Origin of the sequence: Shinella daejeonensis (assembly GCF_024281235.1) — a bacterium.
In the GTDB taxonomy this organism is placed as follows: Bacteria; Pseudomonadota; Alphaproteobacteria; order Rhizobiales; family Rhizobiaceae; genus Shinella; species Shinella daejeonensis.
The window spans coordinates 649588-676524 of sequence record NZ_JAHWXY010000001.1; the positions used below are offsets into that span (position 1 = coordinate 649588).

At 64.0% G+C, this 26937-nt stretch carries 22 protein-coding genes and 1 tRNA gene; 12 read left to right on the forward strand and 11 right to left on the reverse strand.

Annotated elements, in window-relative coordinates; all coding sequences use genetic code 11:
• Positions 1-25: 25 nt before the first annotated feature.
• The 3 genes from KYK29_RS03075 to KYK29_RS03085 are packed head-to-tail and all read right to left on the reverse strand — an operon-like array spanning position 26 to position 3743.
• Positions 26-1567 (reverse strand): sugar ABC transporter ATP-binding protein, encoded by a 1542-nt coding sequence (locus KYK29_RS03075; protein ID WP_254689372.1) that lies wholly within the window; start codon positions 1565-1567, stop codon positions 26-28.
• Positions 1564-2961, reverse strand: coding sequence for an FGGY-family carbohydrate kinase (locus KYK29_RS03080; protein ID WP_254689373.1), 1398 nt, complete (start codon positions 2959-2961; stop codon positions 1564-1566). Before KYK29_RS03080 ends, KYK29_RS03075 begins: the two co-directional genes overlap by 4 nt.
• Before the next feature lie 2 nt (positions 2962-2963).
• Positions 2964-3743, reverse strand: coding sequence for a DeoR/GlpR family DNA-binding transcription regulator (locus tag KYK29_RS03085; protein ID WP_254689374.1), 780 nt, complete (start codon positions 3741-3743; stop codon positions 2964-2966).
• 204 nt (positions 3744-3947) lie between these two features.
• Here KYK29_RS03085 and KYK29_RS03090 point away from each other — a divergent pair, with 204 nt between their 5' ends.
• Genes KYK29_RS03090 through KYK29_RS03100 form a run of 3 tightly spaced genes read left to right on the forward strand, consistent with a single transcriptional unit; the run spans position 3948 to position 7191 of the window.
• Positions 3948-5066, forward strand: coding sequence for a class II aldolase/adducin family protein (locus KYK29_RS03090; protein ID WP_367880964.1), 1119 nt, complete (start codon positions 3948-3950; stop codon positions 5064-5066).
• Positions 5063-6349 (forward strand): FGGY-family carbohydrate kinase, encoded by a 1287-nt coding sequence (locus KYK29_RS03095; RefSeq protein ID WP_254689375.1) that lies wholly within the window; start codon positions 5063-5065, stop codon positions 6347-6349. The genes KYK29_RS03090 and KYK29_RS03095 overlap by 4 nt, the downstream gene beginning before the upstream one ends.
• The gene (locus tag KYK29_RS03100) at positions 6346-7191 is read left to right on the forward strand and encodes a TIGR01459 family HAD-type hydrolase (RefSeq protein WP_254689376.1); all 846 of its coding nucleotides are present in this window, start codon (positions 6346-6348) and stop codon (positions 7189-7191) included. The genes KYK29_RS03095 and KYK29_RS03100 overlap by 4 nt, the downstream gene beginning before the upstream one ends.
• A 27-nt stretch (positions 7192-7218) precedes the next feature.
• On the opposite strand, the gene KYK29_RS03105 is transcribed toward KYK29_RS03100, so the two are convergent.
• The 7 genes from KYK29_RS03105 to KYK29_RS03135 form a co-directional block, all read right to left on the reverse strand.
• Positions 7219-8883, reverse strand: coding sequence for a glycerol-3-phosphate dehydrogenase/oxidase (locus KYK29_RS03105; RefSeq protein ID WP_254689377.1), 1665 nt, complete (start codon positions 8881-8883; stop codon positions 7219-7221).
• 13 nt (positions 8884-8896) lie between these two features.
• Positions 8897-10420, reverse strand: coding sequence for an FGGY-family carbohydrate kinase (locus KYK29_RS03110; protein WP_254689378.1), 1524 nt, complete (start codon positions 10418-10420; stop codon positions 8897-8899).
• A gap of 72 nt (positions 10421-10492) precedes the next feature.
• Positions 10493-11347 (reverse strand): DeoR/GlpR family DNA-binding transcription regulator, encoded by an 855-nt coding sequence (locus KYK29_RS03115; RefSeq protein WP_437437211.1) that lies wholly within the window; start codon positions 11345-11347, stop codon positions 10493-10495.
• Between the two features lie 118 nt (positions 11348-11465).
• Positions 11466-12413, reverse strand: a complete 948-nt coding sequence (locus tag KYK29_RS03120; RefSeq protein ID WP_254689380.1) for a D-ribose ABC transporter substrate-binding protein — start codon at positions 12411-12413, stop codon at positions 11466-11468.
• 122 nt (positions 12414-12535) lie between these two features.
• Positions 12536-13576, reverse strand: a complete 1041-nt coding sequence (locus tag KYK29_RS03125; protein ID WP_254689381.1) for an ABC transporter permease — start codon at positions 13574-13576, stop codon at positions 12536-12538.
• Positions 13577-13588: 12 nt separating this feature from the next.
• Positions 13589-15130 carry a sugar ABC transporter ATP-binding protein gene (locus KYK29_RS03130; protein WP_254689382.1) on the reverse strand — a complete coding sequence of 514 codons (1542 nt, stop codon included), beginning with the start codon at positions 15128-15130 and terminating at the stop codon, positions 13589-13591.
• On the reverse strand, positions 15127-15777 hold the full coding sequence (locus KYK29_RS03135) for a DUF2291 family protein (RefSeq protein ID WP_254689383.1): 651 nt from the start codon (positions 15775-15777) through the stop codon (positions 15127-15129). The genes KYK29_RS03130 and KYK29_RS03135 overlap by 4 nt, the downstream gene beginning before the upstream one ends.
• A 747-nt stretch (positions 15778-16524) precedes the next feature.
• On the opposite strand from KYK29_RS03135, the gene KYK29_RS03140 reads away from it, so the two are divergent.
• The 5 genes from KYK29_RS03140 (at position 16525) to KYK29_RS03160 (ending at position 21991) form a co-directional block, all read left to right on the forward strand.
• Entirely contained in the window at positions 16525-18075 is a 1551-nt protein-coding gene (locus KYK29_RS03140) for an FGGY-family carbohydrate kinase (RefSeq protein WP_254689384.1), read from the forward strand.
• A gap of 49 nt (positions 18076-18124) precedes the next feature.
• Positions 18125-19636 (forward strand): glycerol-3-phosphate dehydrogenase, encoded by a 1512-nt coding sequence (locus KYK29_RS03145; RefSeq protein WP_254689385.1) that lies wholly within the window; start codon positions 18125-18127, stop codon positions 19634-19636.
• A gap of 7 nt (positions 19637-19643) precedes the next feature.
• Positions 19644-20579 (forward strand): sugar phosphate isomerase/epimerase family protein, encoded by a 936-nt coding sequence (locus KYK29_RS03150; protein ID WP_254689386.1) that lies wholly within the window; start codon positions 19644-19646, stop codon positions 20577-20579.
• Positions 20580-20646: 67 nt separating this feature from the next.
• Positions 20647-21591, forward strand: a complete 945-nt coding sequence (locus tag KYK29_RS03155) for a sugar-binding transcriptional regulator (protein WP_254689387.1) — start codon at positions 20647-20649, stop codon at positions 21589-21591.
• Between the two features lie 184 nt (positions 21592-21775).
• On the forward strand, positions 21776-21991 hold the full coding sequence (locus KYK29_RS03160) for a hypothetical protein (RefSeq protein WP_254689388.1): 216 nt from the start codon (positions 21776-21778) through the stop codon (positions 21989-21991).
• Between the two features lie 26 nt (positions 21992-22017).
• Here the strand turns inward: KYK29_RS03160 and KYK29_RS03165 are convergent.
• A tRNA-Ser gene (locus KYK29_RS03165) sits at positions 22018-22114 on the reverse strand.
• Positions 22115-22243: 129 nt separating this feature from the next.
• Here KYK29_RS03165 and KYK29_RS03170 point away from each other — a divergent pair.
• The 4 genes from KYK29_RS03170 (at position 22244) to KYK29_RS03185 (ending at position 26624) form a co-directional block, all read left to right on the forward strand.
• Positions 22244-23614 (forward strand): tyrosine-type recombinase/integrase, encoded by a 1371-nt coding sequence (locus KYK29_RS03170; protein ID WP_254689389.1) that lies wholly within the window; start codon positions 22244-22246, stop codon positions 23612-23614.
• 155 nt (positions 23615-23769) lie between these two features.
• Positions 23770-23961, forward strand: a complete 192-nt coding sequence (locus KYK29_RS03175; RefSeq protein WP_254689390.1) for a helix-turn-helix transcriptional regulator — start codon at positions 23770-23772, stop codon at positions 23959-23961.
• A 66-nt stretch (positions 23962-24027) separates the two neighbouring features.
• Entirely contained in the window at positions 24028-24267 is a 240-nt protein-coding gene (locus KYK29_RS03180; protein ID WP_254689391.1) for a hypothetical protein, read from the forward strand.
• Complete coding sequence (locus KYK29_RS03185) at positions 24264-26624, forward strand: bifunctional DNA primase/polymerase (RefSeq protein ID WP_254689392.1); 2361 nt, start codon at positions 24264-24266, stop codon at positions 26622-26624. Before KYK29_RS03180 ends, KYK29_RS03185 begins: the two co-directional genes overlap by 4 nt.
• Positions 26625-26937 lie beyond the last annotated feature (313 nt).

Below are 26937 nucleotides of genomic sequence, written 5' to 3' on the forward strand. Positions count from 1 at the left end.
TCAGGTCTTTTCTCATCGTCTGAAATCAGGCCGCTTCGCCGGCCGAGCCGGTCGCAAGCGTCATGATCGCCTCCTGCTCCAGCGGCCTTTCCGCCGAGCCGACGATTTCCCCGGCGATCCGCCCCTCGCGCATGACGAGCACGCGGTCGGCGATACCGAGGATTTCCGGCAGGTCGCTGGAGATCACCACGATGGCGATGCCCTTACGGGCCAGTTCGTCGATAATGCGATAGATTTCGGACTTCGCGCCCACGTCGACGCCGCGCGTCGGCTCGTCGAGGACCACCACCTTCGGCTCGGTCTCCAGCAGCCGCGCCAATAGCGCCTTCTGCTGGTTGCCTCCCGAAAGCGCGCTGACGTTGATGCCTGTTCCCGGCGCGCGGATCGAAAGCGACTTCACGGCGCGCTGCGCCCGCTCCCGCGCTTTCGAAAAGTCGAGGAAGCCGCCCCTCATCGCGTCCTGCGGGATTACGCCGATATTGATGTTGTCGCTGATCGACATGTCGAGGAAAAGGCCGAGCGCCTTGCGATCCTCGGTGAGATAGGCGATGCCGGCGTCAAGCGCCTGGCGCGGCGAATGGACGGAGACCGGCTTGCCGTCCAGCCGCATCTCGCCCGTCGTCGACGTATCCGCGCCATAGACGAGACGCGCCAGTTCGGTTCGTCCCGAGCCGACGAGCCCGGCGATGCCGAGCACCTCGCCGGCCCGCGCCTCGAAGGAGCAATCGTGCACGCGCACCCCGTCGCCCATGTTGCGCACCGAAAGCACCGCCGGCCGTTCGCCGCCCGGCTGGCTGTGCTCCTTCTTGTAAAAGGACGAGAGATCGCGGCCGACCATCATCGACACGAGCCGGGAGGCCGAAAGCTCGGACCGGTCGAGCGTGCCGACATAGGCGCCGTCACGCAGGACGCTGACCCGGTCGGAAAGCTGGTAGATCTCTTCCATGCGATGGCTGATGTAGATGACGGCGATGCCGTCGGCCTTCAGCCGGGCGATGACGTCGAAGAGCCTGCCGGTCTCCCGGGAGGTCAGCGACGTCGTCGGTTCGTCCATGACGATGATGCGGGCGCTTGTCGTCAGCGCACGGGCGATCTCCACCATCTGACGTTCGCCGAGCGACAGTTCGGACACCATGCGCGCCGCCGAAAAGCCGATTCCGAGCTGCTTGAGGATCGGCTCCGCCCGCCGGCGCATCGCCGCGCGATCGGCGAAGCCGTAACGGGCGGGCTCCGATCCGAGGAACATGTTCTGCGCCACCGTAAGGTTCGGCGCAAGCGACAGTTCCTGATAGATCACGGCGATGCCGTACGCCCGCGCCTTCATCGGATCGCCAAGCGCCACCGGTTCACCGTCGATCAGCACCGAACCGCCGGGATCGGCCGTATAGGCGCCCGAAAGGATCTTCATCAGCGTCGACTTGCCCGCGCCATTCTCGCCCATCAGCGCATGGACCTCGCCCGGATGGGCCGTCAGCGAGACGTCGGACAGGGCTTTCGAGGCGCCGAACGTCTTGCTGATATTGCGCATTTCCAGGAGCGGCCGCCCCTTCTCCGCCGTTTCGCTCATGCCTGTCTCTCCTCCCGCTGCCCTGAAAGATCGCCGCGCATCTCCTCCACGCGGCGGCGCCATTCCTGCCGATAGTCCGAAAGCCCGGCGATGGCCGCCGCCCCGGCGGTCGCGCAATCGTTGACGAAAGGGTTGCGCCCGAGCGCGTCGAAGACGAGCGCCGCCGCGCCGAAAGCGCTGCCTTCGGGATTGCCGCTCGTATGCACCGTCTGTCCGGGCCGCAACGCCGCCAGCAGCGCGGCATAGAGCCCTGTTTTCACCAGCCCGCCGTCGATGACGATCGTGTTGCCGGACCCCATCAGGTCGAGCGACAGGTCGGTCATCAGCGTCACATAGAGAAGGGCGGCTGCGGCCTTCTCCTCGCCTTCCACCGTCGGGCCGACGAAACGGCCCTCATGGCCCGGCACCGGCCCGCCGGCGGCGAAGGACGGCAGCGCGAAGGCTCGCTTGGCGATGACGCTGGCGATGGCCGCTTCCCCGACCGGCCGGTTCCAGCCCCCGCTCGCCACCTCATATTCCCGCCCCCCCATGAAGCGGATGGTCGCGACGGGTCGATGGTCGACAGTGACATTGGCCAGCATGTCGCGTCGAGGATCGAGCGCCTCCAGCGGACTTGCCGGATTGAAGACGATCACCCAGGTGCCCGTCGACACCAGCGTGAAGTCGGAAAACCCGAGGGACCGGTAGAAATAGAGCGCCGAATTGCTGTCGTGCACGCCGTTATGGACCGCAACGTCGCGCAGGCTGCCGTCATTGAGAACCACGCGGTGGCTGCCGATGACGCTGCCGGCCGGTGCGAAGGCCGGCATCTTCTTCCGCCACCCCATGCGGTCGACGAGGCTGCTGAAATCGTCCTTCAGCGGCGCCCAGAGATTGGAATGGCAGCCGAGATAGGACACTTCCGACACCGCGCGACCGGTGAACTTCCAGCCCCAGAACTGCGGATAGGCCAGGATCGCCTGCGTCCGGGCGAGAAGGTCCGGCTGACGTTCGCCGAGCCAGAGAATATGGCGCGCATAATTAAGGCCGAGCGGCAGCGGCGGCGAGAAGGTCTCCGAAAAATCCGGTGCAAGCGGATCGATACGCGCGGCGATGTCGGCCGGCGGCTCCTGTTCGTAATCCAGCACGGGATGCAGAAGCCTGCCCCCCGCCGTCAGCGCGAAGGTGCATCCATGGCCGGAAAAACACATGCGGCCGACGCCGTGCTCCGCCACGACACGCCTCAGTTCGCCGCGCATCCAGTCGAACAGCGCCGCATCGTCGAGAATGCGCAGGCCCTCCTCTTCCCGCCAGACAGGCCGCGTGCGCGCCTCGTCGACGATCACCCCGTCCGCAGAAACGACGAAAAGCTTGGAATTGGTCTTGCCAAGATCGAATACGGCAATGGGCGTCATGCTCAATTCACTCCTCCCGTATGCGCGATCATCACCGTGACGCCGGCGTCCTCCATCATCTTCGCCGCCGCATCCGTCAGCCCGTCATCGGTGACGATAGTGCCGACGCGCGAAAGCGGCAACGCCACATGACGCGGCTGGATCGCGAATTTACGGCTGTCGGCCAAGAGCACGATCTCGTCGGAACAGGCCGCAAGCTCGCCGATCGCCTTGACCACCAGCGGATGGGATTCAAGCAGTCCCCGGCTGCCGATCCCCTGCGTGCCGAGAAAGAAACGGGAAGCGAAGAAGGCGGGCGCGCTGCCGGCCGGATCGTGCACGATGCCCGGCTCGCGAAAGAGTTCGCCGCCGGCCAGCGAAAGCTGGCAGGTGCCGTGCTCGCCGAGGTGGGCGGCAAGCGGCATGGAGTTCGTCCAGATCCGCAGGCTACGCCGGGCCAGAAGCAACCCGAGCTGGTAGCAGGTGGAACCGGCATGGACGATGATGGCGTCGCCGTCGCGCACGAGGCTTTCCGCGCGGCTGGCGATGGCGCGCTTGGCCTCCACCGCGATATCGCGGTTCTCGTCATAGGGACGGGCGGAAAGCCGCCCGCTGTCGGACGGCTCGATGGCCGACACGCCGCCGTAGACCTTTCGCGCCTGGCCGGATTCGTGAAGCTTGTCGATATCGCGACGGATCGTGGCCGGCGACACGCCGAGCCGCTCCTGCAACTCGCGCACCGAAGCGAAAGGCGTCTCGCGCAGCAGGTCGACGATGGCCCTGTGGCGCTCGGTGTCGTTCACGGCATCCTCCCTGCTGCTCACTCCCTGAAAGAAAATAATCACAGTCGTCACCGATTATCAATGCCGATGAGCACATTCATTCACTGTTGACGACAATCAATCACCGTCCTACGATCCAGAACGTAGTTCGCTCAGCCCGGCGACCCGCCTGGACGCGATCCGATCTCGCACACGCAGACCCACGCACGCAGAAAGGAACCCGCCATGACCGCAGGCATGCGACCGGAGGATACGCCCGTCATGACCGCGGGCCTGCGACCGGAAAATACGAAGACGTTCGACGCCTTCCTGGCGCTTTCGCGCGAGATCGGCGCCGACATGCTCAAGACCCAGGGGGCGGGCGGCAACACGTCCTTCAAGCAGGAGGGCATCCTGTGGGTAAAGGCCTCCGGCACCTGGCTGTCGCAGGCCGGCGAGCGCGACATCATGGTACCGGTCGCGATAGAGCCGCTTGCCGCAGCCCTGCGGGCCGGTGACCCGCGCGCGGAAAAGGCGACGGATTTCATCATCGCCGGGCGCAACGGCTCGGGCCTTCGCCCCTCCATCGAAACGAGCTTCCACGCCGTCCTGCCGCAGACGGTGGTGGCGCATTACCATTGCGTCAACACCATCGCCCTTTCCGTGCTGGAAGACCGCGACGCGATGATCGCCGAACGCATGGCGAAAGTGCCGGACCTCACCTGGGCGACCGTTCCCTATCGCCGTCCCGGCACGCCGCTCGCCCGCGAAATCGACCGCGTGGCCGGCGACCGGCCCGACGTGCTCATCCTCTACAATCACGGCATCGTCGTTACCGGCGAGACGGTGGACGAGGTCCGCCTGCGCATCGCCCGTGTGACCGAAGCGCTTCGCCTGCCTGAACGGGAGGGCGCGCCAGCCGATCCCGCAGCGCTTGCCGCACGGGCGGCCCACTCGGGTTTCCACCCGGCGGAGGACTGCCGCAGTCACAAGACGGCCCTCGACGCGGCGAGCGCTACCGTCGCGACCGGCGGCTCGCTCTATCCCGACCACGTCATATTCCTCGGCACGGAAATCGGCGTCCTGGCCGGAGACGAGACGGTGAACGCCCACGCCGCCGCCCGCAAGGCGGAAGGCCGCGACATGCCGAAAATGCTGCTCGTTCCCGGAGAGGGCGTGCTGCTGTCGGACGAACTGACCGCCGGCGGCCGCGTGATGGCGCGCTGCCTTGCCGAGGTCGCGGTTCGCATTCCGGCCGACGCCCGGCTGGTCTATCTCGATGCGGCGCAGGAATACGAACTCACCCATTGGGAGGCCGAGCAATACCGTCAGGCGCTGGATCGTCAGGAAAGCCAAACGGCATGAGCGCATCCGGCAGCGCCCGTGCCCCGGCTGTCGCCCTTGGCATCGATCTCGGCACCTCGGGCGCACGCGCCGCGGCGCTGGCGGCCGACGGCACCATGGTCGATCTGGCCGCTGCCCCCTTCCCCGACGCGGCGGCAAGCCGCAGCCCCGCCGCATGGTGGGCCGGCGTCCGCGCCTGCCTTACCGAAATCGCCGCCCGCACGCCGCTCGACACGATAGAGGGCGTGGCCGTGGACGGCACCTCGGGCACCGTGCTCGGCATCGACAGGAGAGGCGCGCCCGTCACCGCCGCCCTGATGTACAACGACCCCTGCCCCGACGCCGACATCGTCGGGCGCATCGCCCGGCACGCGCCGGAAAACAGTCCGGCGCGCGGCGCAAGCTCCGCGCTCGCCCGCGCAATCCGTCTGTCGCGCGAAGCCGGCGTGGAACACGTCGTCCATCAGGCCGACTGGATCGCGCTGCAACTCGGCCTCCCCCGGCCTGCCACCGACGAGAACAATGCGCTGAAGACCGGCTATGATCTTGCCGCCGAACGCTGGCCGGACTGGCTGGAGCGCTGCGGCATGGACATCGCCCTTCTCCCGCCGGTGGCGCGCGCCGGCGCGCCGCTGGCCGGTATCGGCGGACCGGCCCGGGCGCTCGGCCTTCCCCCTGCCGCCCGTTTCCACGCCGGCACCACCGACGGCTGCGCGTCCTTCCTCGCGACCGGCGCCGGCGCCGCCGGAGACGGCGTCACAGCGCTCGGCTCGACACTGGTGATCAAGCTTGCCTGCCGGACGCCGGTCGATGCCGCGCAATACGGCATCTATTCCCATCGCGTGCTGGATTTCTGGCTGGCAGGCGGTGCATCCAATGCCGGCGGCGCGGTCATCCGCCGTTTCTTCGACGACGCGGAACTGAAGGCGCTCACGCCACATCTGCGCCCCGAGGAACCGACCGGCCTTGCCTACTATCCGCTCGCCCGGCCGGGCGAGCGCTTCCCCGTCAACGATCCCGACTGGCCGCCGGTGCTGGAGCCGCGCCCCGCCGACGATCGCCTCTTCTTCCAGGGGATCCTCGAAGGGCTGACGCGGATCGAGAAATCGGGTTACGATCGGCTGGCCGAACTGGGCGGCCCGCCCCTTCGCTCGCTGCGCACGGTCGGCGGCGGCGCGGTCAATCCCGCCTGGACGCGGATGCGCGAAACCGCCCTCGGCGTTCCTTTCCTGCCGGCCCGCTCGGCGGAAGCCGCCGTCGGGGCTGCATCGCTGGTTCTTGCCGCACGGAGCCTTCCGCCATGACGCTTGCCGCCGTTACGTCGCTGGATGACCTCGCCGCCCGCTACGACGCCTTCCTCGTCGACCAGTTCGGCGTGCTGCGGGACGACGAACGGGCCTATCCCGGCGCAAACGACGCGCTGCTTCACCTGAAGGCGCGCGGCAAGACCGTCGTCATCCTTTCCAACTCCGGCCGCAGCGGCGACTATAACGCCGGGCGGCTGATGCGCCTCGGCTTCGACCGGGCCGGCTTCGACCGCTTCCTGACCTCCGGCGACGTTGCTTACGACATTCTCGCCCGGGAAACGGCGGGCGACAGCGGCCGCACGCGCTGCCTCACCATATCGAGCGGCGGCGATCACGATCTGGCGGACCGGCTGGCGTTCGAAAGTGTCGAGGACGCAGCCGAAGCGGACGTGGTGATCATATCCGGCAGCGAGGCCGAAACGATCCCGCTTGCCGCCTACCGCGAACGTCTCGCACCGGCGGCGGCGCGCGCGGTGCCCTGCTATTGCACCAATCCGGACCGGCACAAACTAACACGCGGCGGCGCGATCGCGCCGGGCGCCGGCAGTATCGCGCTTGCCTATCGCGATCTCGGCGGCCCCGTCCGCTGGTTCGGCAAGCCCTATCCCGCAATCTACCGCCATGCCCTGACGCTTCTCGCCCCCGTGCCGGAAAACCGTGTCATCTGCATCGGCGACAGCCTCGAACACGATATTCGCGGCGCGGCCTGCGCCGGCCTCGCCAGTTGCCTCGTGCGCACCGGCATTCTGGCGGAGAAGGACGAGAGCGCCCTGACCGCGCTTGCCGCGGAATACGGCGCATCCCCCGACTTCGTCCTCCCCCGCTTCCGCCATCCCTGAAGCGGGACATACGGGGAGACACGCCCCTCAAAGGCTTGCACGATTGACCGCCCGCAGCTGTTCGGCCAGCGTCGCAACTTCGGCCTCACGCCGGCCTTCGTCCCAGCCGAGCGCGACGGCGGCGACAGCAGCAATTTCGGCCAGCCCCGCCAGCGTCAGCCTGCCCTCGATCGCCAGCGTCGTGCGGCGCATGACGATATCGGAAAGATGACCGACCATTTCGTGACGCGCGATCCAGTCGATTTCGCCCCGGGTGTAGCCCTCGACATGGGCGAGCGGCGCATCCTCGCCATGCCCGATATGGGCCAGGATGGCATCGGCGGTCGTCCCGTAACGAGCCAGCAGCGCCTCGATGCGCGCGGCGGAGAGGCCGCTACCTGCAACGCGTTCGGAAATCCAGCGGCGACGGGACGCCGCGTCCACCGGAAAACCGCGCCCGCCACCGATCGGCAGCATCTGCGTGCTGACCTTGCGGCTGCGGCCCAGCCGGGAAAGGATCGTATCCGTCACCTCCTCCGCAAAGCCGCGGAACGTCGTCCATTTGCCGCCGACAAGCGAGATGACGGGAAACGGCCGGCCGGCGGCAGGCTCCGCGACGGGCGCCGAGTGATCGCGGCTGATGAGGCCGGGCCGGGTGGCGTCCGACACTGGAAGCGGCCGGATGCCGCTATAGGCATAGACAATCTGGTCGCGGCCGAATTGCAGCTTCGGCAGGAGCGAACGCAGGCTGGCGAGGAAATAGTCGATCTCGTCCTCCTCGCAGCGCACCGTATCCGCATTATCCGCCTTGATGTCCGTCGATCCGACCAGCGCGAGGCCGAGGAAATCGTAGACCAGGCAGATGCGCCCGTCGTCCGCCTCGAAATAGATCATGCGGCCCTTGAGGCTTTCGACCAGTTCGGGATGCCGCAGCAGGATATGCGAGCCCTTCGTGCCGCCGATCAGCCTGCCGGAAATCCCGAGCGTCGCATTGACGTCGTCGATCCACGGGCCTGCCCCGTTGATGACGATGCCGGCGCGGACCTGCCGTTCGACGCCGTCGCGATCCTGCAGCAGCAGCACCCCGTCCTGCTGGCCGCGGAGCGTCGCGCCGTTCATGGCGCGCGACTGCGGGCTTGCGTCGAGGCCGTCGCGCAGCAATTCCCAGACCAGCCGTTCCGGCCGGCTGATCTTCGCATCGTAATAGATGCCGCCGGCGACGATGCGCGGCGTGAGCGCCGGCATTTCCGCCAGTGCCTTGCGGCGGAAGAAGAACCGGTGCCTCGGCATCACGCGATGGCGCGCGCCATAGAGATCGTAGAGCGTCAGGCCAATCTTGATCAGGACGGCGCCACGGCTGCGCGGCGCGGTGGTGGAGCCGAACAGCGTGCGCAGCGCGGCGAAGGCCCCCTTCATGAGCGAGAAGGACGGAATGAAGGTCGGCAGCGGCTCGACGCAGTGCGGCGCATTGCGCAGGAGGAGATTGCGCTCCAGCGTCGATTGCGCGACCAGACCGAGTTCCCCCGTTTCCAGATACTTGATGCCGCCGTGGATGAGGCGCGAGGGCGCAGCGCTGGTGCCGGAGCCGAAATCGGCCTTTTCGACGATCAGGCAGGTGAGCCCCTGGAGGCAGAGATCCCGGAAGAGCCCCGCCCCGTTGATGCCGGCGCCGAGGATGACGACGTCGAAAGTATCAGCTGTTGCATCCGTCATGATGGAGATCCTGCTATTGCGCCGCGTCGCCAAGACGCCTGAGCCTTGGCCAGAGCGGCTTCATCGCCTCGGCGAGATCGAGGAATATCCGGTATTTCTCGTCATAGGCGCGCTGCCGGCCGGGGTCCGGCTCATTGGTGGTCTCGATCAATGCCAGGTCGCGCGGATCGTCGGTGGGCGAGGCGAAAAGGCCCGCTCCGGCACCGGCGCACAAGGCCGCGCCCCAGGCCGCGGCCTCTTCGGTCCGCGTCGCGGTGACCGGCAGGCCGAGGATATCGGCGAAGAGGCCGGCCATGGCGGGATTGCGCGAGATGCCGCCCGTGAGGCGGGCGGAGGCCGGCGCGAACCCGTCGCGCAGCGCATCGACATGGACGCGATGGTTGAAGGCGATCCCTTCCAGCACCGCGCGCACCAGATCGCCCCGGTCGTGCCAGGCATTGAGGCCGTAGAAGCCGGCGCTCGACGCGCCGCCGAAGGGCGAGCCGAAAAGATAGGGATGGAAGAAGACGCTCGACGGCCGCCGGCATGCGGCCGCAAATTCCTCGCCGACGATGTCATGAATGCTCTTGCCGGAGGCTTCGGCCTGCCGCGCATCGCCGCCCCGGAATTCCTCGATGAACCAGTCATAATTGGCGGTCGAGGCGGGCGAGATGGACATGTTGTTCCATTCGCCGGGCAGGATGCCGTTGCGGCAGAACCAGCGGCCGTCGACTTTCGGCGCGCGGGACACCGTCTCGTTGATCGAATAGGTTCCCGCGATGACCGCGACCATGCCCTCGCCATAGCCGCCCATCCCGAGCGCGGACGCCGTGACGTCGTGGAGGCCGGCCATGACGGGCGTGCCGGCGACGAGCCCGGTCAGGCGCGCCGCCTCCGCCGTCACGCCGCCGACAACCTCGGTCGAGGCCGCCATCGGCGGCTGCCGGCCGGCAAGCCGCTCCAGCCCGAACAGGCCGAATGCGTCCCCGGCATAGTCCTGGGTTCGCACATCGGTGAAGGACGTGCTCGCTTCCGTCCGGTCCGTGCCGATCGTGCCGCTAAGACAGAAGCGCAGCCAGTCCTTCGCCGCGATGAAATGGGCGATACGGGCATAACGCTCCGGCTGATGCTCGCGGATCCAGCGCAGGATGGCCGAGGGCGCCGAGGCGTGGGGCTTCTGCCCGGTCAGTTCCAGCGCGCGTGCGCCGACCTCGCCCTCGTTCCAGGCGTCGGCGATTGGCCCGGCGCGCGTATCGAGCGAAACGATGGCCGGGCCGAGCGGCCTGCGATCCCCGTCAAGCAGATAGATGCCGTCGCCATGGGCCGTCGCGGCGATCGCGACGATATCGGAGGCCGGACGGCCGCAGGCGGCCACCGCTTCGCGGATGGCGTCCGCCGTCGCCGCCCACAGGCCGTCCATGTCGCGCTCGACGTGTTGCGGCGCGGGGATCAGTTGCGGCACGCGGCGGCGGGCGATGGCCAGCACCGTTCCGTCCGCATCGAAGATGACGGCCTTGGTCACCGTCAGGCCGCTGTCTATCCCCATGATGCAAGGCATTCATACCTCCATTTTCCGGCGGATGGCGGACCGGAGCGGCAAGGTCGATGCCTCCGGGGCCAGGCCGAGGCCTCAGTCGGCCTGCTCCCCTTCCGCAACGATGACGTTGATCCCCTTCGTGCGCATGCGCGACAGGTGGGAGATCGGAATATCCTCGTCGACGATGACGACATCGAATTCCTGAAGCGCTGCGAAATGGTGCAGCGCGCGCCGCTCGAATTTCGTGTGATCCGCCAGAAGCACGCGCTTCGCCGAGCTTTCGAACATCGCCCGCTTGGTTTCCACCGTCTCCGGCGACTGGTGGTAGACCATGTCGTCGACGATCGCCGATAGCGACATGAACACGGTGTCGGCGCGCAGCCGGCGGATTTCGTTGGTGGTGATATGCCCCATGAAGGCGTTGCACCAGTTGTAGAACCGCCCCCCGAGACAGACGAGGTTGAGATCGCTCACCTCCTTCAGCTCGTTGATGAGGACGAGCGAATTGGTGATGACCGTCAGCGGCACCTTCGCCGGCAGGAATCGGGTCATCTCGTGCACCGTCGTGGCGTCGTCCATGAAGATCGCCTGCCCCGGCTCGACGAACTGCATCGCGGCCCTGGCGACGGCTTTCTTCTCCCTGGCCTGCCGGGTGGCGCGATAGGCGTCGGAGGATTCGATCAGGCTCGTCGGCGCCGCCGAAACGACGCCCCGCGTCTTGCGGAACAGGCCGCGGCTGACGAGTTCGTCGACATCGCGGTGCGCCGTCATCAGGCTGATGCCGAAACGCTCGGTCAGGTCCTCGATGCGGATCGAGCCTTCGGCGATCACCGTCTCGGCGATCATCTGTCGGCGCACGAGCTGGCGGGCATGCCGGCTGTCGCTCGGCAATTCCTCCGCCAGAAGATCCCTGACATCGATTTTCCTGTTCACAAGAGACCCCGCCATGCTTCGTCGATAGAGCTGCCGTCTCGTTATCGGGCCACGGGAAGAATGCCAAGCCGGCCTTTCCGGGAAATACCGGGGCCGGGCAAGGGAGCGCCCCCAAGGGCGCTCCCGCCGTCGGTTACTCGCTCAGGACGAAGGGAGCGGTATACTTGTCGACATTGTCCTTGGTGATCAGCAGGCAATCGAAGAGCTGCTTTTCGCTGGCAGCACCCGTCTCACCGGTCTTGATCACATTATCGGCCTGCTTGACGGCTTCTGCCGAGAAGATGGCGACCGGCTGGAGAACGCTGTACTGGAGTTCGCCGGCCTTGATGGCGGCGACAGCATCCGGCGAACCGTCGAAGCCGCCGACCTTCACCTGCTCGAGCTTGCCGGCTTCCTTGAGGGCCGCAATCGCGCCGAGAGCCATTTCGTCGTTACCGCTGATCACGCCGATGATGTCCGGATTGGCCTGAAGCAGGGACTGCATCTTGGCGTGGCCCTTGGTGCGGTCCCAGTCGGCCACTTCACGGCCGACCTTTTCGAGATCCGGATACTGCGTCAGCACGGTCTCATAGCCGTTCGAGCGCGTGGCCGCATTGTTGTCGGCCGGAGCGCCGAAGAGCTCGACGTATTTACCGCTGTCGCCGACCGCCTCGACCCACTGCTGCGCACCGAGTGCTGCGCCCTGCGCGTTGTTCGAGACGAGCTGCGCCTTGGCAAGGCCTTCCTGGTTGATCTCGGCATTGACGAGGATGACCGGGATACCGGCGGCGACGGCCTTCTTGACCGCGCCGACGGAACCGTCGGCATTCGCCGGATCGAGGATGATCGCCACCGACTTGTTGGTGATCGCCGTGTCGATCAGGTTGCTTTCCGTGTTGGTGTCGCCCTTGTGAGCGCCGACATTGGCGGTATAGCCGAGCTTCTCGGCCGTCGCCTTGGCAACCTCGCCTTCCGTGAACCAATACGGGTTGGACGGATCGTTGACGATGATCGTCATCAGGCCCTCGGCACTGGCCGAGCTGAAGAGCAGCGGCATGGCGGCGGCTGCCGCGAAGAGTACACGCATACCTTTTTTGAACATGGTCTCACTCCCTTTGTTGAGTCCGGTTGTGCCGAATTCCGGCGATAGTCCACTTCCCGCTCCCGGGCCACTCGGTGGTCCGCCTCTCCCGGGCGCAGTCAGTTCGAGCCGGCCGCCGCTTCTCAGCGTCGGCCGTATTTGATGCTGTTCAAGAGAACGGCGGTAACGATCACGGCGCCGGTGAAAACCGTCTGCCAGTAGGCCGAGACGCCGATGATCACCAGGCCGTCCGACAGGAAGCCGATCACGAAGGCCCCGAGCATGGTGCCGATCACCGTGCCGCGGCCCCCCGTCAGGGCGGCGCCGCCGATGACGACGGCGGCAATCGCCGTCAACTCGTAGGTGGTGCCGGCCGTCGGCCCGGCGGAGGTGAGCTGCGAGGAAAGCACGAGACCCGCGACGGCCGCGCACATGCCGCAAAGCATGTAGACGATGATCTGCACGCGCTTGACCGGCACGCCCGACAGTTCCGCCGCGCGTTCGTTGCCGCCCGAGGCATAGAGCCAGCGGCCGAAGGCCGTGCGCGTCAGGAGGACATGGCAGACGACCGCGAAGACGAAGAGGACGAGGACGCCGATCGGCACGCCGGCCAGACGATTGAACCCGAGCCAGTCGAAGCCGGTGTTGCCAAGCTCCGGACGGCCGCCGAGATTGTTGTAGGTCAGCCCGTTCGTCATCAGGAGCGCAAGGCCGCGCGCGACATAGAGCACGCCGAGCGTCGCGACGAAGGCGGGTACGCGCAGATAGGCGATCAGAACGCCATTGACCGCGCCGACCGCGGCACCCAGCAGGCAGGTCAGGATCACCACGACCCAGACCGAAGGATAGAGAATGATGCCGAACTGCGGCAGCGTGACGCCCTGCATCAGGAAACCGGCGACGACGCCGGCAAAGCCCAGCGTCGAGCCCACGGAAAGATCGATGCCGCCGTTGAGGATGACGAGCAGCATGCCGATGGCCAGCAGGCCGAAGATCGCGACATGCGACGCCATGATCAGGAAGTTGCTGACGGTGAAATAGTTCGGTGACATCAGCGAGAAGACCACGACGATGGCGATCAGCGCGAAGAAGGCGCGCCCCTCGAACAGGAGTTCGACAAAGCTCTTCTTGCGCTTGCTGCCGTTCGTCGTCGCCTTCGTGTCGATTGCGGGTGTGACTGACATGCTCGAGCGCTCCTAATGGGCATGCACGGCTTCGCCCGAGGCGGCCATGATCTGTTCCTTGGTCGCGTCAGGACCGAATTCCGCGGAAATGCGGCCGCGCCGCATGACGATGATGCGATGGGCGATGCTCAGGCATTCGCCGACCTCGGACGTGGTGTAGACGACGGCAAGCCCCTGCCGCGCACGCTCGGCGAGCAGCTTGAAGACCTCGGCCTTGGCGCCGATGTCGATGCCGCGGCTCGGCTCGTCGAGCAGGATGACCTCAGGTTCCGTCGCCAGCATCTTGCCGATCACCACCTTCTGCTGGTTGCCGCCGGAAAGCGAGCCGATCTCCGCAGCCCCGCCATCGGTCTTGATATGCACCTTGCGGATCGCCGCGCCGACCAGCCCCGCCTCGCGGGCGGCGGAGGTGAAGAGACCGCGCGTAAAGGCGCCGAGGCTGGCGAGCGAGAGGTTGCGGCCGACCGTCATCGTCTGCACGAGGCCGTCGCGCTGCCGGTCTTCCGGCACGAGAACGAGGCCGTCGCGGATGCATTCGGCAATCGACTGCCCGGTGATGTCGCGCCCCTTCAGAAGAACCTTGCCGGCCGTCGCAGCGAGGCGGCCCGCGACCGATTCGAGCAGTTCCGTGCGTCCCGCCCCCATGAGGCCGTAGATGCACACGATCTCGCCCGCGCGCACCGAAAACGACATGTCGTCGACGACCGAATAGCCGGCGCCGCCCGGGTCGGGCACCTTCAGCCCCTCGATCTTCAGGGAGACCTCGCCCATCTCGTAGCCGGTCGGCGGCGATCCGAGATCGAAATTGTCGCCGACCATGTGCCGGACGATCCATTCCAGATCGATATCCTTGCGCTCGGCATAGGCCGTCATCGTACCGTCGCGCAGCACCACCGCATGATGGGTGATCTGCAGGGCCTCTTCGAGGTGATGCGAGATATAGACGATCGAGACGCCGCGGCCGGTGAGGTCGTGGATGACCTTGAACAGGACCTCCACTTCCGAGGCGGAGAGCGCCGAGGTCGGCTCGTCCATGATCAGGATGCGCGAATTGACCGAAAGCGCGCGCGCGATCTCGACGATCTGCTGCTGCCCGAGACGCAGGTCCTCGACAGGCGTCAGAGGATCGATATCCTCCTCCAGTTCCGCCATCAGGAGCCGCGTCTGGCGCTCCTCCTCGGCGAAATCCACCCCCGTCGCCGTCATGATCTCGCGCCCCATGAAGATATTGTCGCGAACGTTCATATTGGGTGCGAGGCTGAGTTCCTGATGGATGATCGAGATGCCCCGGTCGCGCGCCTGGGACGATGACGCGAAGACGACCGGCTCGCCATCGAGAATGATTTCGCCCAAGGTCGGCTGCTCGACGCCCGAAAGGATTTTCATCAGCGTCGACTTGCCGGCGCCGTTTTCCCCGAAAAGGGTCGTCACCTGGCCGCGATGGATGTCGAAATTGACGCCCTTGAGAGCATGGACGCTGCCGTAGGACTTCGCCACGTTGCGCGCGGCGAGCACGACATCGTCCTTCGGGCCGTCTTCGGGAAGCGCGCTCATTGGACGTCGAACCGCACGGGCGTGACGATCCAGCTTTTCGGATTGACCAGCTTGAAGACGCCCGTCACCGATACGGTCCGGCCGGCAAGCGCTGCCGGATCGATGTCGCCGAGCACGACCTTCTTCACCTCGTTGTTGATGGCGGAGCCGGCATCCTGATATTCGATCTGGTTCTTGAACTGGCCGAATTCGATCTGGCCGGTCGCATCGCGCAGGTCCGTGCCGTTCAGCGCCGGGCCGGTCTGCACGCGAACGGTCAATTCGGCGGGGAGCCCTTCGACGGCCACCACATTGTAGTTCGCCTTGCGCTCGCCGACGACGCCGGTGAAACGGACCGGAAGCACCGGGCCGATCGAGGTCGCGACGCCATATTTCTCGCCCGCCGCCGCCCTGTCGGCGGCGATCGCCTGCGACAGCTCGACCGCGTCGACGGCGCGCGTCTCGACGTTCTGCCGGATGACCGGGAACTGTTCGGCGCCATAGGCCTCCGGCGAGAATTTCTGCACCCGGACATCGGCTTCCGAGCCGATGCGCACGATCGTCGTGTCGAAGGCCATCGCGCCGACCAGCACGACGGCGGCGGCAATGCCGATCCAGCGATAGGACCGGACGGGCGGCGGCGATTTCGAGATCATGGCATCCGTCATGTCTGTGACCCTGCGGTTGAATGGAAAAACGTCAGCGGGAACACCGGAACACGCCGGCAGGCCGGCACACAGCGCCGTCACCGGGCATCGATATCCGCCAAACAGAACATGTCATGACATCCTCCCCATGATCGACGCCGGCCAGATCTCCTCACCTGCCCGCTGCCGCACTGCACATTCGTTTCGCACTTGCGATATTAATGTGTGATATGTCCCATAGTGTATGTTAAATCTCGCAGACGTGTCAATCGCCTTTTTCGCGTTACCACACCCTGGAAACACCGCCCACACTACGCCGCGCGCGCCGGAAGCCGGATCGCCGCCCAGCCGAGTGCCTCAACGTCACCTCGACGGAGAAGGCGTGGAAAATGCCATCAACACCCTGTTTTAAATCTCTATTTTTCAGAAAATCAGCGCCTGCGGGAAACATAAGCCCGCACACAGCCCTCGCCCGCGATCCCCAGACCCTCGCCCCATCCCGGTCCGTCACTCCTCTCCTTATCAATCCATCATAGCTGAAAAAAAATTCGATGGCGAAAAATTTTACGAGACATGTGGTAGCTTTATGTTATGTTCTTTTGCGAAGTTCCGGAGGTCTGCGTTAAATTCCTTGTCGGGTCGGCATGACCCTGGCCGGAAAGGCCGGAGGAAAGATGCGCGCCTTCACGAGACAGTCGGAGGATCGAATGCGTTGTTTCTGGTCAGGCGGGACGACATGGACCGGCACGCGCCGCGCGGATGCGCGGCATGGCTGAGACGGCGGATCTGATCATCGGCATCGACGCCGGCACCTCGGTGATGAAAGCCGTCGCCTTCACGCTTTCCGGCCGCCAGATCGCCAGCGCCTCGGTGCGCAACAGCTACCGGACCGGAGAAGACGGATCCGTCACCCAGTCGCTCGCCCAGACATGGAGCGACTGCACGCGCGCGCTACGCGCGCTTGCCGACAGGATCGAACGTCTCTCCGAACGCGCCGCGGCCATCGCCGTCACCGCGCAAGGCGACGGGACATGGCTTGTCGGCGCTGGAAACCGCCCGGTCGGCGATGCCTGGCTCTGGCTCGACGCCCGCGCGGCGCCGACCGTCGAGCGGCTTGCCGCGACCGACGCCGACCGCACTCGCTTCGAAGCGACGGGTACGGGCCTCAACACCTGCCAGCAGGGCGCGCAGCTTGCCCATATGGACCGTCATTTCCCGGAACTGCTCGATGGCGCGGAAGTCGCCATGCATTGCAAGGACTGGCTTTACCTGAACCTCACCGGCGTTCGCGCCACCGATCCGTCGGAAGTCAGCTTCACCTTCGGCAACTTCCGCACCCGCCGCTATGACGACGATGTGCTTGCCGCCCTTGGCCTCACCCACCGGCGCGCACTGCTGCCGGACGTGATCGAGGGCACGCAGACCGTTCATCCACTGACGGCCGAAGCCGCCGCCGCCTCCGGCCTCAAAGCCGGAACGCCTGTCTGCCTCGGTTATGTCGACATGTGCATGACCGCGCTTGGCGCCGGCGTGCGGAGCGAGGGCCGCAACGCCGCCTGTTCGGCCATCGGCTCGACCGGCGTTCACCTCCAGGCGAAATCCGTTTCGGAGGTCGTGCTGAACGCCGAGCGGACCGGCTATGTCATCGCCCTGCCGATTCCCGGCGTGGTGACCCAGGTCCAGACCAACATGGGGGCGACGATCAACCTCGACTGGCTGCTTCAGGTCGGCGTCGATCTTCTCGCCGAATTCGGCGTCACGGCCGGCCTCGACGACATGATCGGCCGCGTCGACGGCTGGTTTTCCGCCAGCAAGCCCGGCAATATCCTCTACCATCCCTATATTTCCGAGGCCGGCGAACGCGGTCCCTTCGTCAATGCCCGCGCCCGCGCCGGCTTCACCGGCCTTTCCAGCCGGCATCGTTATCCGGACCTCGTGCGTGCCGTCGTCGAAGGTCTCGGAATGGCGACGCGCGACTGCTATGCCGCGATGGGCGCGCTTCCCGCGGAACTGCGCGTCAGCGGCGGCGCGGCCCGCTCCGCCTCGCTGCGCAACACGCTGGGTGCGGCCCTCGGCGTTCCCGTCCGCGTCAGCGCGCGCGAGGAGGCGGGCGCGGCCGGCGCATCGATGATGGCGGCCGTCGCCATCGGGGCCTATCGCAACATGGACGATTGCATCGCCGACTGGGTCACCCCCGAACTGGGCGCGGCCGAACAGCCGAAGCCTGAGGAGGCCGAGCGCATGACACGCCTCTTTGCCGCCTATACCGATGCGCGGCGAGGCATCGCGCCCGCCTGGGACATTCTGGCTGCACGCTGAGCGAAACGACGATGGCGCCGCCGCCTGGAGGGCGCCGAAGGAGAACGAGATGAACGAACCCGAGCCTATTGACCTCTTCGTGATCGGCGGCGGCATCAACGGCGCTGGCATCGCGCGCGATGCGGCGGGGCGCGGGCTGAAGGTCGTCTTATGCGAGAAGGACGATCTCGCCGAAGGCACGTCCTCGCGTTCCGGCAAGCTCGTGCACGGGGGGCTGCGCTATCTCGAATATTACGAGTTCCGTCTCGTGCGCGAGGCGCTGATCGAGCGCGAGGTGCTGCTGAATGCCGCCCCGCACATCATCTGGCCGATGCGTTTCGTGCTGCCGCACAGTCCCCGCGACCGGCCCGCCTGGCTCGTCCGGCTCGGCCTTTTCCTCTACGATCATCTCGGCGGCCGCAGGAAACTGCCCGGCACGCGCACGCTCAATCTCCGGCGCGATCCGGAAGGTGCGGCACTTCTCGATCAGTATACCCTCGGCTTCGAATATTCCGACTGCTGGGTGGACGACGCCCGTCTCGTGACGCTGAACGCCATCGGCGCCGCCGAAAAGGGCGCGGTGGTTCTGACCCGTTCGCCGGCCGTCTCCGCCCGTCGCGAAGCCGGCGCATGGACCGTGACCACCCGGAACAGCACGACCGGGGAAACGCGCACCTTCCGCGCCAGATGCCTCGTCAACTGCGCCGGCCCATGGGTTTCCGACGTCATCGACCGTGTCGCCGGCTCCCGTTCCCGGCGCAATGTGCGCCTCGTGAAAGGCAGCCATATCATCGTGCCGAAATTCTGGACGGGCGCGAACGCCTATCTCGTGCAGAACCACGACAAGCGCGTCATCTTCATCAATCCCTATGAGGGCGACAAGGCGCTGATCGGCACCACCGACATCGCCTACGAAGGCCGGGCCGAGGACGTCGCCGCCGACGAGACGGAGATCGACTACCTGCTGAAGGCGGTGAACCTCTACTTCAAGGAGAAGCTGCGCCGGCAGGATGTGCTGCACGCCTTTTCCGGGGTTCGCCCCCTCTTCGACGACGGCAAGGGCAATCCCTCCGCCGTGACGCGCGATTATGTCTTCGACCTCGACGAGACCGACGGCGCGCCGCTGCTCAATGTCTTCGGCGGCAAGATCACCACCTTTCGCGAGCTTGCCGAGCGCGGGATGCATCGCCTCAGGCACATCTTCCCCGATATGGGCGACGACTGGACGGAAAAGGCCCCGCTTCCCGGCGGCGACATGCCGAACGCCGATTATGAGACCTTCGCCAACACCCTGCGCGACGCCTGCCCCTGGATGCCGCGCAAACTCGTGCATCACTACGGGCGGCTGTACGGCACGCGCGCGAAAGCGCTGATCGCCGGCGCAACCGGCCTCGACGATCTCGGCCGGCACTTCGGCGGCCAGTTCTACGAGGCCGAGGCCCGTTATCTCGTCGCGGCGGAATGGGCTGAAACGGCAGACGATATTCTCTACCGCCGCACCAAGCATTATCTGCATCTGACGGAAGACGAGCGCGCCGCCTTCACCGAGTGGTTCGCATCCACCCGCCTTGCCGCTGCCTGAGGACGCCATGGCCCTGACCCTGTCGCTGAACACCAATCCGCTGGTCAACCGCTTCGCCGATCCCGACGATCTGATCGAGACCGTCGCGCGCGATCTGCGTCTGCGCGACCTCCAGCTCACGCACGAATTCATCAACCCGAGCTGGAACGCCGCGACGATCCGCCGGCTGACGCGCCGGATGGACAGGGCGCTCCAGCGCACCGGCGTGCGCGTCACCTCGGGCATGACCGGCCCCTACGGCCGCCTCAATCATTTCGGCCATCCCGACGCGGACGTACGCCGCTACTATATCGACTGGTTCAAGACATTCGCCGACATCATCGGCGATCTCGGCGGAACCGCCGTCGGCACCCAGTTCGCCATCTTCACCTATCAGGACTTCGACGATCCGGTCCGGCGCGAGGACCTGATCCGGATCGCCATCGACTGTTGGGCCGAAGTGGCCGAACACGCCAGAAACGCCGGGCTTTCCTACGTCTTCTGGGAGCCCATGAGCATCGGCCGCGAATTCGGCGAGACGATCACGGCCTGCCTGTCGCTCCAGGAACGGCTGACGGCCGCCGGCATGGCGATCCCCATGTGGATGATGGCGGACATCGACCATGGCGACGTCACCTCTAAAAACCCGGATGATTACGACCCCTATGCTTGGGCGCGCGCCGTTCCGGCGGTCTCGCCGATCATCCATATCAAGCAAAGCCTGATGGACAAGGGTGGCCACCGGCCTTTCACCGCCGCGTTCAACGCGAGGGGACGCATCCAGCCGGAACCGCTTTTGCAGGCCTTTGCCGAAGGCGGCGCGGTCGACAACGAGATATGCCTCGAACTGTCCTTCAAGGAACGCGAACCGGACGACCGGCAGGTCATTGCGCAGATTGCCGAAAGCATCGCTTTCTGGGCGCCCTATATCGAAACCGGCGCATCGGATCTCAGGCCGGGCTGACCGCCGCCCGCCCTTTCCGCGGTTCGATCGCAGGGCGCTGCGGTTGCAGAGGACGACAGGACATCCGATGACCGATCATGAAGACTCCCTCGCCGTCCGCGCCGCCTGGCTGCATTATATCGGCGGCTTCACCCAGTCCGCCGTCGCCAAGCGGCTCGGCATTCCCTCGGTGAAGGCGCACCGGCTGATCGCCCGCGCCGTCGCCGAAGGCGTGGTGAAAGTCAGCATCGACGGCGATATCGCCGAATGCGTCAATCTCGAAGTCGACCTCGCCACCCGCTACGGGCTCGACTATTGCGAGGTGGCGCCCGACGTCGACGACGACGCGCTGGCGCTGACCACGCTCGGCCATGTCGGGGCGGACTTTCTCCGGCGCGAGATCGAGCGCGGCGAGGCGGCCGTCATCGGCTTCGGCCACGGGCGCACCCTTTCGGCGGTCGTGCGTCATCTCCCGCGCATCGGCGCAAGCGGCACGCGCTTCGTTTCGCTGCTCGGCGGCCTGACCCGCAACTATGCCGCCAATCCCTATGACGTCATGCACCGGCTGGCCGCCAAGACCGGCACCCAGGCCTATGTCATGCCGGTGCCCTTCTTCGCCAATACCGAGGAGGATCGCGAAGTCCTGCTCTCCCAGCGCGGGGTCAGCGACGTGTTCAATCTCGCGCGCAGCGCCGATCTCAAGCTTGTCGGCATCGGAACGGTCGACAACCAGGCGCACCTCGTCACATCCGGCATGTTGCAGCCCGATGAACTGGCGGAGATCGCCGAACTCGGCGGCGTCGGCGAATTACTCGGCCATTTCTTCGACAGCAAGGGCCGCATCCTCGAGACGACGGTGACCGCCAGAACGCTCGCCGCATCCTTCTCCGACTCGGGCAACGACCGGATCGTCGCGATCGCCGGCGGGTCTGCAAAAACCGAAGCCATCCGCGCGGTGCTGCACAGCCACCGACTTCACGGCCTGATCACCGATGAACGCACGGCGCGCCTGCTCCTGCAAAGCTCCGCATGAAGACCGTCGCTTCGGGCCGCACCGGGGCGCAAACGAGCCGCCTGCGCAAAGGGCGGGAAGCCCGCTTGTCCCGATCCGTTCGATTGGTCATTATCCGGCCGCACGCGCAAGGGACGAAAGCCGATCGCTCCGGCGATCCGGGGCCGCCCCCGGCCGGCTTCGCCTTCACGGAGGGGCGAGAAGGATGACACCGGAAAGCTTCATCGATTTCTTCAGATCCCGCCACGGCTGGAAATGCCGGCCGGGATCTGCGATCTTCGAAGACCTGACCCGCTTCGCCACCGACCAGGCCACCTCCCCCCACGACATCGCCGATCTATACGTGATCTTCTGCGTCACACACGCAATCAAGCCAAAAGACACCGGACCGCAAAAGACCGGTCAACCAAACAGCCCATGAAGGCCACCTCTGGAATTTGGTGGAAATGGTGGGCCCGGAGGGACTCGAACCCCCAACCAAGCGGTTATGAGCCGCTAATTAGGGGTCTATAGTATCATTCTTGTGACCGCAATTTACCTTCCCTCTTGGTGCCAAGTGTCAATTTTATAAGGCTTTTTCGCGGCCATTGGTAACAAGCGGTATCATTGCGTTTTTCTGGAACACCTCCTATGTTGTAGCCCACACGTAGCACATAGGGGAGCGCGGGCTACAATGACCAAGAGGCCCAAATCAGAGTTCAATCAGAAATCTGAACTGAAAGACACATCGTTCAAGGCGATGAAGGTGAAGTATCGAACTGACCCTGACACCGGAAAGAAGACAGCGGTTCGATGGGATTGGATGGATACAGAAGTTCGAGGCTTCGGCGTGCGCGTTGGCACAACTGGCAAGCGGACATTCATGCTCTTTACGCGGTTTCCGGGATCGCACGCTCCGACACGTGCCGAGCTTGGGGAGTATACCGGGGCGGGCGGGATGACCTTGGCGCAAGCCAGAAAGAAGGCCGGAGATTGGCGCGAAAAAATCCGCAATGGGGTTGATCCCCGCGACGAACAAAAAGCTGAATTGGCTGAGAAGGCGCGGAGGCGCGAAAACACCTTCAAGTCCGTTGTCGAGGATTACATTGCCGATCTGCCAACCCGAAAGCGCAACCGCCATATTGAGCAGGACGAGCGCGAGATTCGCCGCGAGCTTCTGGACCCGGCTCGCAATGACTGGATGGATAAGCCCATTGCTGAAATTACAGACGAGCACATAGCGGAGCTAATCGGCGCAATCCGTGACCGTCCTGCTGTCGGCATGGCCTACAATTCTCTTGGACACATCAAATCTATTTTCGATTGGGCAATGTGGCCTGAGCGTCGTCGTGGATACGGCCTGACGGATGATCCGACGCGGAACTTGAAGCCAAAGTATCTACGGCTGCCATCAAAAACTGAAACAGCCCGGACTCGTGTGCTTAGCGATGACGAATTGCGAGCCTATTGGAATGCGGCGGATTCAATCCCGTATCCCCTTGGGCCATTCTTCAAGCTGCTGCTACTGACAGGGCAGCGAAAGTCCGAGGTGTCGGACGCTGAGCGCAGTGAGTTCGATGTCGGCGCAAGGCTTTGGACTATCCCGGAAGTTCGGGTGAAGATGGGGCAGGATCATTTACTGCCCATGTCCAGTGCCATGATTGAGCTTGTTGAAGGGCTGCCGAAACAAGGCAATGGTGATTTCATTTTCAGCGACCGACGGACGAAAGGCGCGAAGCCAATTAACGGCTTCGGTCGGGCGAAGAAGGCGCTCGATGAAAAGATGCTGGAGTGTTTACGGGAGAAAAATCCCGATGCGGAACTTCGTCACTTTGTCCTGCATGACGTGCGGCGCACTGTTCGCACCCGTCTTTCCGCGTTGACTAAATCGGAAGTGGCCGAGCACGTCATCGGTCATTCCAAGCAGGGCATTCAGCGAGTCTATAATTATTATGAGTATTTGCCAGAAATGCGGGAGGCGCTGGAGGCTTGGGCAGGTGCGCTTGACCGAATTGTGAACCCGCCCACCGGCAACAATGTGCTGGAATTCGCGGCAGGAAGCTAAAAAAAGATCAATGAAATCAATAGAAATCTTGTTGACATGTGGCACTTTCACAGATTTTAGGATATGTCAATGGGGGTGCGCTAGCCATTACCCTCTTTTCTGACTATACTCTGTGTGTTGCGGCAGTGAACCGCGTTTAACCATAGGATATAGCAATGCGACTCTTAAATATTACAGAACTTCGGACAATCAAGGGCGTGGATTTCTCCAAGCCCCAAATCTATCGAATGATCGCTGAAGGCCGCTTTCCGCGCCAGCTCCCGATTTCGGAGAAACGAGTCGCTTGGCTCGAATCTGAAATTGATGCGTGGATTAGGGAACGAGCCGATGCGCGTATGGCAGCATGAAAAAACCGCCAAGCGAGGTCCAGTCGCGAAGCGGTCGTTTCATTTGGATATAGGAATTAAAGCACAGTGAATATAGCACGTAAATTGCCGGTTGGTCAAGACCTTCCCGGTGTCATCCCGCCCCTCGATGCGGACAGCGACCGATTGTTGTATCTCGTCATGGACGAGCTGCATCGAAGGAAACTTCCAACCATCATCGAACACGCGGAAAAACTCGACTACGTTTATTGGTCGGAAAGCCGGGGCGAATGGGTCCCTACGTTTTGCCCCGATAAGGTTTACGAGTTCATGCGGGGGATTCGATGACAGCCAGCCTCAAAATTGCACAAAATCTTACGGCGAACGGCTGGCCCATTCTCGCCGCCAACAGCAACAAAGTCCCCCTCCACCGCGCGTGGGGGGAGACGCAGCTAACCGCCGACGATCTCGACCGGTATTTTTCGGGAACGTCAAATCTTGTCGGCATTGTCACCGGGCAGCGTTCCGGCGTGTTCGTCATTGATCCCGACGAGAAAGACGGGAAGAACGGTATTGCCGAGTTTCTAAAGGCCGGTGACGTTCCCGCGACCTATACGGTCAAAACGCGTTCTGGCGGGCGTCATTATTATTTCCGCCATCCGGGGCCGGGAACTTCGATTATCAATAAGACGGAGTTTCTCCCCGGCGTCGATGTTCGCGGCGATGGCGGCTACGTAGTCGCGCCCGGCAACGAGGGTTATCACGTCATCGATGGCTCTGAGATAGCTTACGCGCCAGAATGGCTCCTAAAGCTTGTTGCAAAACAGGGGTTGCCGGGGGTCGAAACGATCCCCGAACCGATCAATCCGCTCACGACTGATGAGCACGCTGAAGCGCTGAGGCGTGCTGAAATTTACCTCAGTAACATCAATGCGGATTGTAGCCGGGACCAATGGCTTTCCGCACTGATGGGCGTTCATTCAATGACGCATGGAAGCGGCGAGGGCTTTGAACTTGCGGATCGTTGGAGTGCTACCGGTGGCGAAAGCTACAAAGGCTCGAAAGACGTTGCGGATCGTTGGCGGTCCTTCACCTTTGATCGTTCAGACGGTATCCGCGAAGGTACGTTGCGCCATTTGACAAGTGGCACCAATGCACAATTGCAGGTCGCATTTCCGGACATTCCAGTCGGTGAGCTACCCGCACCGACTAAGCAACCGGCACAGCTTCCCCAAATTTGGAACGTGCCGGAAGTTCACATAATGGCGGACGCTGCTGAATTGGCCTTGCTGTCAGCCGATGTTCCGTTCTTCCAGCGTGGCGGGAAGCTTCGCCAGCCCATTGTTACCGATGACGGGGCAATCCTGTCAGAAGTCACGGCGACGAAGATGGTCGATCATCTTTCACGGGTTGCGCGGTTCACGAAGCTGGTCAACAACAAGAGCGGCCCGAAGGAAGTGCAGATTGCGCCGCCGATGAACATTGCGCAGATTGTTCTATCGCGTGATGGTGAGTGGAAGTTTCCGCACGTTCATGGCGTGGTTTCAACTCCCACGCTCCGCCGTGATGGTTCAATCTTGTCAGCGCCGGGATATGATCAAGCGTCGGGATTGTTCGTCGTGAACCCTGTCACGCTGCCAGCAATACCGGATCAACCGACACGGGACGATGCGCTTGCGGCCCTGCAACTGATTGCTGGCCTATTCCGCGAGTCGCCATTCATAGATGAGGCAAGCCGATCTGTTGCGCTCTCGGCATTTATGACGCCGATTGTACGTGGTGCGATGGACGTTGCTCCACTTCACGCCATGGCCGCGCCTGAAATGGGTTCTGGCAAGACCTTTATATGTGACGTGACATCGGCAGCAGTGAACGGCTTCCGATCAATGCCAGCGCTATCGCACGTCAACGCGACGGAAACGGAAAAGCGACTCACGGCTAAATTGCTACAGGGTCAGCCGACCGTTTTGCTGGACAACGTGAATGGGTCGCTCGGTTCTGACTTCTTGTGTCAGGCCGTCACCGCCCCGGTCGTGGAAGTTCGCCCGCTTGGTGTTACGGAAATCAAAACCATCCGAAACACTCATACGCTTTATGCAACGGGCAACAATTTGCGGGTGGCGAATGACATGGTGCGCCGCACGATCCGGGCGACACTCGACGCCCGATCCGATCAACCATGGCTCCGGGTGTTTTCCGGCGATCCCATTGGTGACGTGTTGCGTGATCGTGGTCGCTATATCGCCGCTGCGTTCACTATTGCCCGCGCCTACATCGCAGCCGGAGAGCCGTCTGTCGTTGGTCAATATGCGTCATTCGGTGAATGGAACGCCCGCGTCCGGTCACCGCTCGTTTGGCTCGGCATGGCTGATCCGCTGGAAACCCAACAGGCGCTCCGGGGCGACGATGAAGGTCGTGAAGTTCTGGCGCAGATCATTGACGCATGGCCTGAAAATGGCGCGTTCACAGCTGCCGAAATTATCAGCTGGTCAAGCGATCCTATGAACGCTCATCATGGTGCGAAGTTGCGGGGGTTGCTCGAAATGACACCCGCAAGACACCCGCAAAACGCGGGGGTAACACCCGCAAGGCTGTCAAAGTGGCTCCGGGATAATGTCAATCGAATCGTTGATGGCCGTAAAATAGCGATGAACGAGGACGCTCACCGTAAGGTTAAGGTCTTTTCGGTCGAAACCTGCGGGTGACTGCGGGTGTTGTGCGGGTGTTGTCTGAGTATAACACCCGCATCATTTATTCATATTTTTCAATGCTTTGAGATGCGCTGCGGGTGTTGCGGGTGTTGTTTTTTATTCTAGAGGCTCAAAGTTTTTAAGTCGTACTAATTTCTATTGGGCACCTGATAGATTCACAAACAACACCCGCAACACCCGCAAAGGCTCAATTTCCCCTCTGGAAAGTCTGGAAAATCGCAGCCCGTTGCATCCTCCGGGCTTGTGACTTTTTTCCTAAATCTAAAACCAAGCGGTTCACAGCCGCGTGGGCAACATAGGCAACCCC

Bases quoted from the DNA above. Each gene is read 5' to 3' on its own strand.
- KYK29_RS03075 (WP_254689372.1), bottom strand. From the start codon at position 1,567: ATGAGCGAAACGGCGGAGAAGGGGCGGCCGCTCCTGGAAATGCGCAAT.
- KYK29_RS03080 (WP_254689373.1), bottom strand. From the start codon at position 2,961: ATGACGCCCATTGCCGTATTCGATCTTGGCAAGACCAATTCCAAGCTT.
- KYK29_RS03090 (WP_367880964.1), top strand. From the start codon at position 3,948: ATGACCGCAGGCATGCGACCGGAGGATACGCCCGTCATGACCGCGGGC.
- KYK29_RS03095 (WP_254689375.1), top strand. From the start codon at position 5,063: ATGAGCGCATCCGGCAGCGCCCGTGCCCCGGCTGTCGCCCTTGGCATC.
- KYK29_RS03100 (WP_254689376.1), top strand. From the start codon at position 6,346: ATGACGCTTGCCGCCGTTACGTCGCTGGATGACCTCGCCGCCCGCTAC.
- KYK29_RS03105 (WP_254689377.1), bottom strand. From the start codon at position 8,883: ATGACGGATGCAACAGCTGATACTTTCGACGTCGTCATCCTCGGCGCC.
- KYK29_RS03110 (WP_254689378.1), bottom strand. From the start codon at position 10,420: ATGCCTTGCATCATGGGGATAGACAGCGGCCTGACGGTGACCAAGGCC.
- KYK29_RS03115 (WP_437437211.1), bottom strand. From the start codon at position 11,347: ATGGCGGGGTCTCTTGTGAACAGGAAAATCGATGTCAGGGATCTTCTG.
- KYK29_RS03120 (WP_254689380.1), bottom strand. From the start codon at position 12,413: ATGTTCAAAAAAGGTATGCGTGTACTCTTCGCGGCAGCCGCCGCCATG.
- KYK29_RS03125 (WP_254689381.1), bottom strand. From the start codon at position 13,576: ATGTCAGTCACACCCGCAATCGACACGAAGGCGACGACGAACGGCAGC.
- KYK29_RS03130 (WP_254689382.1), bottom strand. From the start codon at position 15,130: ATGAGCGCGCTTCCCGAAGACGGCCCGAAGGACGATGTCGTGCTCGCC.
- KYK29_RS03135 (WP_254689383.1), bottom strand. From the start codon at position 15,777: ATGACGGATGCCATGATCTCGAAATCGCCGCCGCCCGTCCGGTCCTAT.
- KYK29_RS03140 (WP_254689384.1), top strand. From the start codon at position 16,525: ATGGCTGAGACGGCGGATCTGATCATCGGCATCGACGCCGGCACCTCG.
- KYK29_RS03145 (WP_254689385.1), top strand. From the start codon at position 18,125: ATGAACGAACCCGAGCCTATTGACCTCTTCGTGATCGGCGGCGGCATC.
- KYK29_RS03150 (WP_254689386.1), top strand. From the start codon at position 19,644: ATGGCCCTGACCCTGTCGCTGAACACCAATCCGCTGGTCAACCGCTTC.
- KYK29_RS03155 (WP_254689387.1), top strand. From the start codon at position 20,647: ATGACCGATCATGAAGACTCCCTCGCCGTCCGCGCCGCCTGGCTGCAT.
- KYK29_RS03160 (WP_254689388.1), top strand. From the start codon at position 21,776: ATGACACCGGAAAGCTTCATCGATTTCTTCAGATCCCGCCACGGCTGG.
- KYK29_RS03170 (WP_254689389.1), top strand. From the start codon at position 22,244: ATGACCAAGAGGCCCAAATCAGAGTTCAATCAGAAATCTGAACTGAAA.
- KYK29_RS03175 (WP_254689390.1), top strand. From the start codon at position 23,770: ATGCGACTCTTAAATATTACAGAACTTCGGACAATCAAGGGCGTGGAT.
- KYK29_RS03185 (WP_254689392.1), top strand. From the start codon at position 24,264: ATGACAGCCAGCCTCAAAATTGCACAAAATCTTACGGCGAACGGCTGG.